12 protein-coding genes are annotated in these 12,685 nt (G+C 27.6%); 6 read left to right on the forward strand and 6 right to left on the reverse strand.

The features are described from left to right. Positions 1-56 precede the first annotated feature (56 nt). The 5 genes from CXF68_RS10945 to CXF68_RS10965 all read right to left on the reverse strand — a co-directional run bounded on the left by CXF68_RS10945 (position 57) and on the right by CXF68_RS10965 (position 4,774). Positions 57-830 carry a pentapeptide repeat-containing protein gene (locus CXF68_RS10945; RefSeq protein ID WP_101044617.1) on the reverse strand — a complete coding sequence of 258 codons (774 nt, stop codon included), beginning with the start codon at positions 828-830 and terminating at the stop codon, positions 57-59. A gap of 117 nt (positions 831-947) precedes the next feature. Continuing rightward, complete coding sequence (locus tag CXF68_RS10950) at positions 948-1,223, reverse strand: HU family DNA-binding protein (RefSeq protein ID WP_028889652.1); 276 nt, start codon at positions 1,221-1,223, stop codon at positions 948-950. A gap of 184 nt (positions 1,224-1,407) precedes the next feature. Then, the gene (fmt, locus tag CXF68_RS10955; protein ID WP_198553799.1) at positions 1,408-2,352 is read right to left on the reverse strand and encodes a methionyl-tRNA formyltransferase; all 945 of its coding nucleotides are present in this window, start codon (positions 2,350-2,352) and stop codon (positions 1,408-1,410) included. Continuing rightward, a complete protein-coding gene (locus CXF68_RS10960; RefSeq protein WP_232771639.1) occupies positions 2,353-4,299 on the reverse strand; it encodes an ATP-dependent DNA helicase RecQ in 1,947 nt (648 codons plus the stop codon). Continuing rightward, positions 4,244-4,774 carry an AAA family ATPase gene (locus CXF68_RS10965; protein ID WP_101044621.1) on the reverse strand — a complete coding sequence of 177 codons (531 nt, stop codon included), beginning with the start codon at positions 4,772-4,774 and terminating at the stop codon, positions 4,244-4,246. The genes CXF68_RS10960 and CXF68_RS10965 overlap by 56 nt, the downstream gene beginning before the upstream one ends. A 114-nt stretch (positions 4,775-4,888) precedes the next feature. Here CXF68_RS10965 and CXF68_RS10970 point away from each other — a divergent pair, with 114 nt between their 5' ends. The 5 genes from CXF68_RS10970 (at position 4,889) to CXF68_RS10990 (ending at position 10,029) form a co-directional block, all read left to right on the forward strand. After that, entirely contained in the window at positions 4,889-5,170 is a 282-nt protein-coding gene (locus CXF68_RS10970; RefSeq protein WP_101044623.1) for a DUF493 family protein, read from the forward strand. Further along, the gene (locus CXF68_RS10975) at positions 5,171-6,775 is read left to right on the forward strand and encodes a peptidylprolyl isomerase (RefSeq protein WP_101044625.1); all 1,605 of its coding nucleotides are present in this window, start codon (positions 5,171-5,173) and stop codon (positions 6,773-6,775) included. Positions 6,776-6,778: 3 nt separating this feature from the next. After that, positions 6,779-7,627, forward strand: coding sequence for a hypothetical protein (locus CXF68_RS10980; RefSeq protein WP_101044627.1), 849 nt, complete (start codon positions 6,779-6,781; stop codon positions 7,625-7,627). Next, positions 7,590-8,969 carry a peptidylprolyl isomerase gene (locus CXF68_RS10985; RefSeq protein WP_232771640.1) on the forward strand — a complete coding sequence of 460 codons (1,380 nt, stop codon included), beginning with the start codon at positions 7,590-7,592 and terminating at the stop codon, positions 8,967-8,969. The genes CXF68_RS10980 and CXF68_RS10985 overlap by 38 nt, the downstream gene beginning before the upstream one ends. A gap of 106 nt (positions 8,970-9,075) precedes the next feature. Continuing rightward, a complete protein-coding gene (locus CXF68_RS10990; RefSeq protein WP_101044629.1) occupies positions 9,076-10,029 on the forward strand; it encodes a MoxR family ATPase in 954 nt (317 codons plus the stop codon). Between the two features lie 45 nt (positions 10,030-10,074). On the opposite strand, the gene CXF68_RS10995 is transcribed toward CXF68_RS10990, so the two are convergent. Next, complete coding sequence (locus tag CXF68_RS10995) at positions 10,075-11,322, reverse strand: exo-beta-N-acetylmuramidase NamZ domain-containing protein (RefSeq protein ID WP_101044630.1); 1,248 nt, start codon at positions 11,320-11,322, stop codon at positions 10,075-10,077. 126 nt (positions 11,323-11,448) lie between these two features. Here CXF68_RS10995 and CXF68_RS11000 point away from each other — a divergent pair, with 126 nt between their 5' ends. Continuing rightward, positions 11,449-12,684, forward strand: a complete 1,236-nt coding sequence (locus CXF68_RS11000) for an ABC transporter permease (protein WP_101044632.1) — start codon at positions 11,449-11,451, stop codon at positions 12,682-12,684. Position 12,685: the final 1 nt, after the last annotated feature.

Below are 12,685 nucleotides of genomic sequence, written 5' to 3' on the forward strand. Positions count from 1 at the left end.
CCTTTTTTTGATAAGCTATAAAGCTAGCTAAATACCTAAAATAGTTAAATAGATTACTACTTTTTATTATTTAATAAATACGTATTAAAGCTTTTGCCATTAATGTTAGTGTATTTAGAATCTATTTCATAGGCTACATTCATATCTGTAATATTAAAATCTCCAGATACATTTGTATATTTTATATTTAAATCTTCTTTGAAATTTACGTTTTTAAAAGATACTCCTTCTTTAAATTCAGTATATTTAAAAGTTGCACTTTCACTAAATACAGCGTTTTTAAAACTTACATGCTGTTTAAATTCAGAATATTTAAAAGTAGCGGGCTCCTCAAAAAAAGTATTTTCAAAGGTGATATTTCTTTCAAATTTAGCATATTTAAAAGTGGAGTCGTCATTAAATTTGGTGTTTGAGAAATCTGTGTTTCGTTCAAATTCAGAATACTTAAACATTGCTTTTTGTTTAAAATTACAATTTTTAAAAATTACATCACTTTCAAAATTTGCTACAAATGTATATCCGCTCTTCTCATGGGGTATATATGCCAATACATTATCATTAAAAGTACAATTAATAAAAGATATTTTATTTGTAATTTGTTTTTCTATAGTGTTTGACCCACCATTATTCCACCAACTTTTTCTTTTAGGTAATTTAGGTAAAGCATCATTCATAAAAGTGAAATCTAAAACACCACTAATAGTTGCGTTAGAGACCTCTACAGATTTACCGTTTTTAATTTTTTGAATAATATCTGAAGCGTTTACTATTTTTTGAGCATGAATTGTAAGGCAAAATAGAACAGCAATAAAAGTAATTGTATTTTTCATGATTTATGTTTTGTATTCTAATTAAGAGACAATAATTACTTTTATTTGTGACACTATTAGAAACAAAAACAGCATTTAGTTGCCTAAATGCTGTTTTAATATATTTAAAGAAAAGTTTTAGTTGTTTACTGAGTCACTTAAACCAGCACCTGCCTTAAACTTAACTACATTTTTAGCAGCTATTTGAATTTCTTTTCCTGTTTGAGGGTTTCTACCAGTTCTAGCAGCTCTTTCAGAAACAGACCAAGTTCCCCATCCAACTAATGCAACTTTGTTACCTGTCTTTAAAGAATTAGTAACGTTAGAAGTTAAAGAATCTAATGCAAGTTTAGCAGAAGCTTTAGAAATTCCTGCGTCAGCAGCCATTGCATCGATTAAATCTGATTTGTTCATAATTTTGATAATTTTAAAAAGTTAATTTTCGTTTTTCGCTTAATAGCTCAACAAATATAGTAGGAATGCAGTACCGTGCAAGTTTTGACTGTGAAAAACTAGAATTTTGTTAATAAAAGATGCGTAATTGTTAATAACCCTAGTTATTTTTTTCTAAAAAAGCCAAAACCCTATGAATAAAGGGCTACAGCGCTTTTGCTTCTTTATCAAATTGAAAACCGTTTAATAAACTTTTTATATCCATTAATTTTTTACCTGAAATTTTTATTTCCTCAATAATAAGGTAACCATCTTGTACAGCGATTTTTAATTCTTTTTTAGAAGTAATAATGCTTCCGTTAGCTAAATTATGAGATGAAAATTCTTTTGCAGTTTTGTATATTTTAGCAGAAATCTCATCTTCTCCGTTTTTTATAGTTGTCCAAGCTGCAGGGTAAGGGTTCAATCCTCTTATATGGTTGTAAATTTGGTTTAAAGGTTTAGACCAATCTATTTTACAATTATGAGGATATAGTTTATGAGCAGGTTTTTCTTCTAATTCTGGCTGTTTTGTTGTGTTAACAATTCCAGTAGCTATTAGGTCTAAAGTTTCAGCAACTAAGTTTGCACCTAAATACATTAACTTATCGTGTAATTGACCAACAATTTCATCTTCTTTTATATGAACATCTTTTTGTAAAATAATTTCACCTGTATCGATTTTATCATCAATAAAAAAAGTAGTAACCCCTGTTTTAGTTTCTCCATTAATAATAGCCCAGTTAATAGGAGCAGCTCCACGATATTCAGGTAGTAAAGAAGCGTGTAAATTAAATGTGCCATATTCAGGCATTGCCCAAACAGCTTTAGGTAACATTCTAAAAGCAACTACTATTTGTAAATTAGCATTCCATTTTTTTAAATCTTCTTGAAATTCTTCATTTTTTAAGTTTTTAGGTTGAAGAATAGGCAAGTTTTGAGACAGCGTGTATTTTTTTACGGCAGATTGATTGAGTTTACGGCCTCTACCAGCAGGTTTATCAACAGCAGTAATTACTCCAACTACATTATAATCATTTTCAATAAGGTGTTTTAAAATAGTAACAGCAAAATCTGGTGTTCCCATAAAAACGATGCGTAAATCTCTCATTTATAGTAAAAAGTATTTATTGTTAGTAACGTTGATTTTTTCTTCTGATAACAGTGCTCGCAAAAGTATTAAAATGTTTGCTTCTTTTTCATTTAGCAGTGTACAGATTTCATAAACGGTTAAAGACTTTCTATTCTTTAATAAGTTAATAATGGTAGTAGGTTTTATAATAGGTGTTTGTTTTTGTTGTAAACAAACATCGCAAATTCCACATTTTTCAACCACAGTTTCATTAAAGTAATGTAGTAATTGTATACTTCTACAAACGTCATTGTTTTTTATGAAGGCTATTAAATCTTTACTTTTTTGTTTCTTTTGTTCTAAATAAAGATGAATATTCTTAGAAACTTTATTAACAGTTTTATCATCTTCTCTTGGGTGTAAAAAGAATAATTCTGAATTGTTAGTTGCTTTATTATATTCCAATAAACCCTTTTCAACCATGTTCTCTAGCTCTTTAATTACTTGCCATGAAGTAATTGCTGCTTTTTTTGCGATATAAAATTCATCAATTTTTACAAGCGTTTCAAATACACCACCGTATAAACGTAAAAATGTTTGTATAAAGTTTTTTGAAGAAGGGTTTTGCTGTGAATATAATAGAACTTGCTTACTTGATACAGTAAATTGAATAGTAGATTTTTGTTGAAAATTAGAATTCAATTCAATAATACCATTACTATTTAATATTTGTAAGGCATTGTAGGTTTTATTCGGAATTAATTTATATTTATTGCAAAACTCTAAAAAATTAAAATCAAAAGCGGTCTCGATAAACTCTCCTTTAGCTATTTGAAATTGTTGATATAATTTTCGGTGAACAACTTTTATATCGTTAATAGCTGGTAGCGATTTACTTAATAGTTCCTTACTTAGTTTAATATCATTTTCATTGGTTAAAACAACTGAAAAAGCTTTGTTGCCATTTCGCCCACCACGACCAGCTTCTTGAATATAATTTTCTATAGATGCAGGAAGGTTTAAATGAATAACAACACGAACATTTGGTTTGTCAATTCCCATACCAAATGCATTCGTAGCAACTATAATTGGCGTTTTTTCAGTTATCCAGTTATTAAAAGAAGTTTGTTTTTCAAGACTAGTTAATCCTCCGTGATAAAAACTACTTTTAAAACCGTTTGCATTTAAATATGAACAAATCTCCTTTGTTTTAACCCTTGAATTAACATAAACAATTGCGGGAGCTTTCGTTTTTATGAATATTTGTTTTAGTTTATGAAGTTTATCATCAGTTTTAAAAATTTGATAAGCTAAGTTTTCTCTATAAAAAGATTTTTTTAAAATTTTTGGTGCGTCTAAATCTAAAGAGAGAATAATATCATTAATTACTTTTTTAGTAGCAGTAGCTGTTAAAGCAATAATATTGGTATTAGGATGTAATTCTTTTAGAATAGATATATTTTGATAAGAAGGCCGAAAATCATGTCCCCATTCAGAAATACAATGCGCCTCGTCAATAGCTATTAAATTAACATCTAATTGTTTTATTTTTTCTTGAATAAAACGAGATTGTAAACGTTCGGGAGAAAGATATAAAAACTTAGTTTTACCGAATCTGATATTGTCAAACAATGTAATTATTTCATCTTGAGAACTCCCCGAAGGAATTACAGTTGCTTTTATACCTTTATGAGTAAGACTTTCAACTTGGTCTTGCATTAAAGCAATTAAAGGACAAATAACGATGCAAACACCTTCATTTACCAAAGCAGGAATTTGAAAACATATAGATTTACCACCTCCAGTTGGTAATAAAACAACGGTGTTTTTACCTTCTAAAACAGTAGTTATAATTTCCTGTTGGGGTTCTCTAAATGAGTTGTGCCCCCAATAGTGTTGTAATATTTTTAAAGATTTTTCATACATCGTTTTATAACGATTGTAATATGAAATCGCAGCGTTCTTTAATTGTTCCGAAGGGAACATTGATAATTTCGTATCCTATTTCTTTATAGGATTCTTTTAAAAAGGTATCAATTTTTACAGCTTGTTCGAAGGTTTCATATCTTTCATTATCAGATAGGTATATTTTTTCCCAAGGAGCGCACATAAATACTTTTGTATATAAATATTTATTACTTTTTTCTTTATAAATAGCAGGGTATTCACTTCCCAAAAAATTCATATACGCATGTACATCAGGAATTCCTCTGTCAAAAAAAATAATATCGGTATCATTTTTTTCAGCTTCTAAATATTGTTGTTCTCTACCTTCTAATAACATTTGACTAAAAAGTAACGGTTGTTCTAAAAACAATTGATCTATCCCTTCTTTTTGAGCTTTGAGTATTACTTCTCTCGAAATTTCAGGCATGCAGTTATACCCCAGATTTATAAACTCTCTTAAAATCGAAGACTTACCTGTACCAGGTCCTCCTATTAAAACTATTTTTTGTTGCATAGTGCAAAAATATAAGTTTCAATTTATAAATGTAATAAATAGTGTAATTTTGTGCTTCATCTATTTTAAGATTATTTATGATGAGAATTATTTTTAAATTTTTTATAAAACATTATGTCAGATAGAGAAGCATTTTACAGTAAATTAAAAGTACAATTAGAAGATACTACAAAATTCCCTAGTAAATATTTATATAAGTTTATTGTGCCAACAGATGCAAATCAGGAAGAAGAGGTAAAGAAAGTGTTTAATGGAGGTGGTGCTGTTATTGAAACAAAAAAATCAAAAACAGGTAAATACATTAGCATTTCTATTTTTTTAATTATTAAGAGTGCAGATGAAGTAATTGCTTATTATAAAAAAGCAGATGTTATTAAAGGTATAATTTCACTATAAATGAAGAAGTTACTTTTGTTTTTTTTAATGGTTTTGATGACTAGTTATTCTTTTTCTCAGAAAGATAAAGAATTGTTTCGTATAAATAATTCGCCAGTAATGGTTTCAGAATTTAAACAAGTATATGAGAAAAACTTAGAACTTGTTGTTGATGATAGCTCTAAGGATATAGATAAATATCTTGAATTGTTTATAAATTACAAGTTAAAAGTTAAAGAAGCTTATAAGTTAAAATTAGATACTTTAAAAAGTTATAAGCAAGAGTTAGAAGGTTATGAAAATAGTTTGATTGCTCCTTATTTACAAGATGTAAAATATTTAAATAAGTTAATAAAGGAAGCATATAAAAGAAAAAAAACGGAAGTTAAAGCAAGTCATATTTTAATTAAATTTCCTAAAAAAGGAATTAAATTTGATACATTACTTTTATACAAAAGGATTTCTAATGTTAGAAATAGAGTATTAAACGGAAAATCTTTTGAAAAGATTGCTAAAGAAGTATCAGAAGATCCATCGGTAAAAATAAATAAGGGTAACTTAGGCTATTTCTCAGCTTTTACAATGTTACATGCGTTTGAAAATGCAGCCTATAATACACCTTTAAATGAAGTTTCTGAGCCATTTAAAACAAAATTTGGTTATCATATCTTAAAGGTTACAGGGAAAAGAGTATCTAAGGGAGAATTTGAGGTTGCTCATATTCTAGTTAAGGAATCAAAAGATAATAAAGTAAATATAGATTCACTCTATAGAAAGTTACAGTTGGGAGAGGAGTTTGAAGAGGTTGCTAAAAAATATTCTGACGATAAAGGAACAGCTTCTTTAGGAGGTAGATTACCAAGGTTTGGAACTGGAAGAATGGTTGAGGATTTCGAAAATAATGTAAGATTATTAAAACAGGAAGGGGATTATACAATACCATTTAAAACTAAGTTCGGATGGCATATTGTTAAGTTATTAAAAAAATACCCGTTGGGCACTTTTGAAGAGGTTAAAAAAGATTTAACCAATAAAGTAAAAAAGTCTAACAGAGCAAGTTTATCAAAACAAGCAGTTTTAAACAGATTGACTGCAAATTATAAGATAATAGAAAATAAAAAAGCAATAAATGTTTTTTTAACATCTGAAGTAAAGGAATTAAAAAAACAAAATTTAAATAAAGTATTGTTATCTATTAATGATAAGAAAATTTATCAAAAAACTTTTTTTAAATTTATAGAGCGTAAATACAATAAATCAATAAGTGTTTTATATCAGCGGTTTAAGAATAATCAAATTATAGAATATTTTAAAAATGATTTAATAAACACAACACCTCAATATAAAAATACTTTATTAGAGTATAAAGAAGGATTGTTATTGTTTAATTTGATGCAAGAAAAAATTTGGAATAAATCATCAAAAGATACATTAGGGTTAAAAGAGTTTTTTATTTTAAATAAAACCGTTTATGGAAATAAAGAACTACATAATATAAGAGGTCAAGTAATTAATGATTATCAAAAAAAAATAGAAGAAGATTGGATTAGAAGTTTGAGAGTGAAAAATAAAATTAGAATACGAGAAAGAGAATTAAAAAAATTTAAAAAAATATATAATCAATAAAAGGTGAAGAAAATATTTTATTTATTTGTGTTATTACTTATTGTTTCTTGTGATTTTATTAGTTTAAAGACTAAAAAGGTTACTCAACATAAACCTATTGCTACAGTTTATAATAAAAATTTGTACAAAAAGGATATTGAAGAGTTATTACCTAAAGGTATTACAAAAAAAGATAGTCTTGTAATTGTAAAAGGACTTATTAATTCTTGGGCTAAAAAACAATTATTATTAGCTAAAGCAGAAGAGAATATTTCTAGTGTTAATAGTAATAAAATAGAAAATTTAGTAAATAGCTACAAGAAAAGTTTATATATAAACGGGTATAAGGAGCGTTTAATAAAACAACGGTTAGATACTATTGTTAATCAAGAAGAAATTAATAGATATTATCAGAAAAATAAAGAAAATTTTAAACTAAGTGAAGAGCTACTGCAGTTTGATTATGTTCATTTTGGAAAAGATTTTTTAGATAAAGAAGAAGTCATAAAAAGTTTTAAATCATCTAGAGAAGAAGATTTAGATAGATACTTGTTAAACTTTAAATCTTATCGATTACAAGATTCAACTTGGGTGTCATTTTCTTTTTTTAAGAAAAAAATACCTCCTTTTCAGGCTGAAACTCAGCAAAAATTGTTAAAAATTTCTAAATACATACAAAAAGAAGATAGTTTAGGAGTATATTTGGTCGCTGTAAAAAAAATGTTACTAAAAAACGCGGTGGCACCTTTAACATTTGTAAATTCTAGGATAAAACAAATTATTTTACACAAACGAAAATTAGAATTAATTAGAGAGATAGAAAAAACGTTGATAAATGATGCAATTCAAAACAAAAACTTTAAAGAATACTAGTATTTTATTTACCATTTTTTTAGCTAGTTTGGGTGTTGTAAATGCACAGAAAACTAAAATTGATGGTGTTGCTGTAGTAATTGGTAAAAATATTGTTTTAGATTCTGATATAGATAAATTTAAACAAGAAGTTGAGTTAAGGAGTGAAGGGAAAGTTAAAATTTCTAATTGTGAAATGTTAGAAGAGTTAATGGGGCAAAAATTATTAGCGCATCATGGTGTGATTGATAGTGTTGTTGTTGCACAATCAGATATTGATAGTAAGGTAGCAAGAAGTATCGCTTATTTTACAAATGAGTATGGTAGTGAAGAAAAAGTAATTAAAGCATATGGTTTTAATGATATTGAAGATTTAAAGAAAGAATTAGGTAGGGTACAAAAGGAAAATCTTCTTATAGAAAAAGAGCAACAAAAAATAACAGAAAATGTTGACGTAACACCTGAAGAAGTACGAGTATATTTTAAAGGGTTAAATGACAAAAAGGAACTACCAGAAATTGCTGCAGAAGTTGAAATAGCGCAAATTGTATTAAAAGCTGAACCAACTAAAGAAGAGAATGATCGTATTATAAGTAAACTTAACAAAATTAAAAAACAAGTTGATGGAGGTGCTAGTTTTAAACTAAAAGCAATTGTAAACTCAGAAGACCCTAGTGTTACACAAAATAGTGGTAATATGGGAGTTATAACAAAAGAAACTGGTTTTGTAAGAGAATTCAAGGAAGTAGCTTTTTCATTAGAAGAAGGCGAAATTTCTGAACCTTTTAAATCTCCGTTTGGATATCATATTATTTTATTAAATAAAATAAGAGGAAATGGACGTGATGTTTCTCATATATTAATGCAACCAGAAATTGCAGATGAGAAATTAAAAGAAACCAAAGATGAGATAGAGAAGATTATAAAAGAAGTAAAAGAAGGTAAGTTAACTTTTGAAGAAGCGGCTAAAAAGTATTCTGAAGATAAGGAAACAAAGAATAATGGAGGTTTGATAATAAATCCATATACACAAGAAACTACTTTTGAGTTAACAAGAATGGCACCTGATTTATTTGGTAGAATTAGCGAGCTTAAAAAAGGTGATTTATCAGAAGTTTTTTATGATGAGACACGTGAGGGAGAGAAAATGTATAAAGTAATTTTCTTAAAAAATAAAACTGAAACGCATAAAGCAGATCTTGTAGAAGATTATGTAAAAATGCAACAGTTTGCTTTAGCTAAGAAAAAAGAAGAAGCAGTTAAAAAATGGTCGAAAGAAAAAATACAAGAAACTTATATTAAATTAGGTAATGATTATAAAGATTGTACCTTTAAAAAAGATTGGAGAAAAGAAAATAAATAAGAACTAATAATTTAGTATATTGTGATTCCTGCGTTTAGCGGGAATCTTATTTTAGAATAGTTTGTAAATTAATATTCTTGAGTAAGAAAATTTAAAAAAATAACATATGTCAGACGTAGTTGCTGTAAATAATTTGGTAAAAAAATTTAGTCAATTACAAGAAGAGATTGGTAAAGTTATAATTGGGCAGCAAGAGGCTGTTAATTACACGTTATTATCAATTTTTTGTGGAGGTCATTCTCTTTTAATAGGAGTACCGGGTTTAGCGAAAACATTATTGGTAAATACTATTTCAGATGTGTTAGGTTTGCAATTTAGTCGTATTCAGTTTACACCAGATTTAATGCCTTCTGATATTTTAGGAAGTGAAATATTAGATGAAAACCGTCAATTTAAATTTATAAAAGGACCTGTTTTTTCAAACATTATTTTGGCAGATGAAATTAATCGTACACCACCAAAAACTCAAGCAGCTTTATTAGAAGCAATGCAAGAAAAATCAGTAACAGTTTCTGGACATCATTATAAATTAGATTTACCTTTTTTTGTGTTAGCAACCCAAAACCCTATAGAACAAGAAGGAACTTACCCTTTACCAGAAGCTCAGTTAGATAGATTTATGTTTTCTATTCATTTAGAATATCCAACATTTGAAGAAGAGGTAGAAGTTGTAAAAAGCACAACTTCAATAATTAATCAAAATGTAACCTCAATACTTTCTTCGCAAGAAATTCTAGAAATACAAAAACTAATTAGAAAAATTCCTGTTGCAGATAATGTAATTGAATATGCTGTTGGTTTGGTGGGTAAAACACGTCCAAAATCTGATAAATCAACAGAACTAATCAAGAAATATATTGATTGGGGTGCAGGACCAAGAGCATCTCAAAACTTAATCTTAGGAGCTAAAGCCCATGCAGCGATTAATGGAAAATTTTCGCCAGATATAGAAGATGTTCAAGCTGTTGCTATTCCAATATTATCGCATAGAATAGTTAAAAATTACAAAGCAGAGGCAGAGGGAATTACTGTTAATGAAATCATTAAATCATTGTTTTAAAATTAGCTAATAATAATATTAAAAAACTCTAATAGTTAGAGAAAATTACTTATAAATTAAATATTTTTCTCTAACTATTTTGAAAGTTTCTAAATCTTTTTGCCAAGTACTTTTAATGTTTTTTTCAGATATACCTTGTGTTATTTGTTGCTGTAGTTTTTTTGTTCCAGCTAGTTTTGTGAAAAAAGAATTAAAAAAGTCTTTTTTAGGAGATTCTTTATAGGCTTTTAATAACCATGATAAGTTTAGGTTAGAAAGAGTATTATGATTTTGTAAATCTTCACCATAACATAATTGCCCTTTGTGTTTTGGGTATTTAGCACCTTCATTTGGCTGCGGTGTATATTTAAAATTGGACTTTTTTAAATTAGGAGAACCGTAAATTTGAAATTGCTTATTAGTTCCTCTACCAGCAGAAATATTTGTCCCTTCAAAAAAGCATAAGCTAGGGTATAGGTTTATAGCAGTATTATTAGGTAAATTAGGTGATGGTTTTATAGGTAGGCTATACTCATAGTCGTGTGTGTAGTTCTCTAAAGGAATCACTGTTAAATCACATGTAATTCCATTTTCTAACCATTTTTCACCATTAATCATTTGTCCATATTCACCAATTGTCATACCGTAAACAACAGGAACTGGATGCATACCTACAAAGCTTTTATGAGCTATTTCTAATACAGGACCATCAATATAGTGTCCGTTAGGATTTGGTCTGTCTAAAACAATAACAGGGATGCCTTTTTCAGCACAAGCTTCCATTACATAATGTAGTGAAGAAATATAAGTGTAAAAACGAGCTCCTACGTCTTGAATATCAAAAACAACAACATCAATATCTTTTAACTGTTCATAAGAAGGTTTTTTATTTTTGCCATACAAAGAAATAATAGGTAATTTGGTTTTTTGATCAATACCATCAATTACAGCTTCACCAGCATCAGCTTTACCACGAAAACCATGTTCGGGAGCAAAAACTTTTTTTACAGTAATATTATTGTAATTGTGTAAATAATCAACTAAATGGTGTTGTACAAATTTTGACCCCATTGTATTTGAACTCACTTCTGCTCTTTGTAAAACATTTAAAACTGATGTTTGATTGGCTACAATTGCAATGTTTTTTCCTTTTAGTTTAGAGGTGTATAAACTAATTCTATCTGCACCTGTTTTTAATATAGGTGTTGTTTTATTAACTTTTTTTACAGCTGGTTTTTGTTGTTTAACACAAGAAGTAAATTGAAAACTAATACATATTAAAAATAAAATATGGTAACTAAAATTGTTTTTCATTTAATGGAGTATTATAAAATATAAAATTACTACTAAAAAACCTTTTTTTAAGTGAAAGAGTGAATAATTTAAAAGATACGTATCATAATATTAATTACTTTTGAATTTATTAAAAATGGATAACTTTTGAATTTTGAATTATTTATAGCCAAACGAATTATTGCTGGTAAAGAATATAAGAGTAATATTTCGTCACCAATAATTAAAATAGCAACTATTGCTATTGCTTTAGGAATTGCTATTATGTTGATATCAGTATCGATAGCAGCTGGTTTTCAAATGAAAATTAGTGATAAAATGACGGGGTTTAAAGGTCATATTCAAATCGTAAATTACGATACGAATAACTCAGATATTTCTACAGTTCCTATAAGTAAGAATCAAGATTTTTACCCTGAATTTAAAAACATTAAAGGTATTAAAAATGTTCAAGTTTTTGCAAATGTTGGAGGGATTATAAGAACTCCAACCGATTTTGAAGCAATTGTATTTAAAGGAGTATCATCAGATTATGATTTTTCTTTTTTTAAGGAATATTTAATAAAAGGTCGCATACCTAATTTTAATCAAGAAAGAAATAAAGAAATAATAATATCTGAAGCTATTGCTAATAGATTGCATTTTAAATTAAACGATACTATTCAAACTTTATTTAGCGCAGAAAAAAGCAGATTAAAATACAAAATGCGAAAGCCTATTATTGTAGGAATTTATAATACAGGGTTTGAACAATTTGATAAAACGATGTTAATTGGTGATATTAGGGAAGTGCGTCAAATCAATAGATGGGATAAAGATCAAGTTGGAGGGTTTGAAGTTTTAATTGATGATTTTGATCAATTAACAGAAAAAGGTGATGAGATATACAGTAATATAGGGGCGACATTAAATAGTATTACAATTGTAGATAACTATCCAAAAATTTTCGAATGGATTAAACTATTTGATAATAACGTATGGTTTATTATTGGTATTATGATTTTAATAGCAGGAATTAATATGATTACAGCTTTGTTAGTGTTAATACTGGAAAGAGTACAAATGGTAGGTATATTAAAAGCCTTAGGAGGTGCTAATTGGAGTATTCAAAAGATATTTTTATACAATGCTTCTTATCTGATTTTAAAAGGATTGTTTTGGGGAAATCTAATAGGAATAGCATTTCTTTTAATTCAAAAATACTTCAAGGTAATTAGTTTAGATTCTACTATATATTCAGTAGCAACAGTACCTGTTTATATTAGTTTTTGGGCAGTATTACTTTTAAGTTTAGGAACGTTATTATTATGTTTCCTAATGTTAGTAATTCCGTCATATATTATTACTAAAATACTGCCATCAAAATCCATTAAGTTTGCATAAA

Origin of the sequence: Tenacibaculum sp. Bg11-29, assembly GCF_002836595.1 — a bacterium.
Classification (GTDB): Bacteria; Bacteroidota; Bacteroidia; order Flavobacteriales; family Flavobacteriaceae; genus Polaribacter.

Bases quoted from the DNA above. Each gene is read 5' to 3' on its own strand.
- CXF68_RS10945 (WP_101044617.1), bottom strand. From the start codon at position 830: ATGAAAAATACAATTACTTTTATTGCTGTTCTATTTTGCCTTACAATT.
- CXF68_RS10990 (WP_101044629.1), top strand. From the start codon at position 9,076: ATGTCAGACGTAGTTGCTGTAAATAATTTGGTAAAAAAATTTAGTCAA.
- CXF68_RS10970 (WP_101044623.1), top strand. From the start codon at position 4,889: ATGTCAGATAGAGAAGCATTTTACAGTAAATTAAAAGTACAATTAGAA.
- CXF68_RS10975 (WP_101044625.1), top strand. From the start codon at position 5,171: ATGAAGAAGTTACTTTTGTTTTTTTTAATGGTTTTGATGACTAGTTAT.
- CXF68_RS10995 (WP_101044630.1), bottom strand. From the start codon at position 11,322: ATGAAAAACAATTTTAGTTACCATATTTTATTTTTAATATGTATTAGT.
- CXF68_RS10950 (WP_028889652.1), bottom strand. From the start codon at position 1,223: ATGAACAAATCAGATTTAATCGATGCAATGGCTGCTGACGCAGGAATT.
- CXF68_RS10965 (WP_101044621.1), bottom strand. From the start codon at position 4,774: ATGCAACAAAAAATAGTTTTAATAGGAGGACCTGGTACAGGTAAGTCT.
- CXF68_RS10960 (WP_232771639.1), bottom strand. From the start codon at position 4,299: ATGTTCCCTTCGGAACAATTAAAGAACGCTGCGATTTCATATTACAAT.
- CXF68_RS10985 (WP_232771640.1), top strand. From the start codon at position 7,590: ATGATGCAATTCAAAACAAAAACTTTAAAGAATACTAGTATTTTATTT.
- fmt (WP_198553799.1), bottom strand. From the start codon at position 2,352: ATGAGAGATTTACGCATCGTTTTTATGGGAACACCAGATTTTGCTGTT.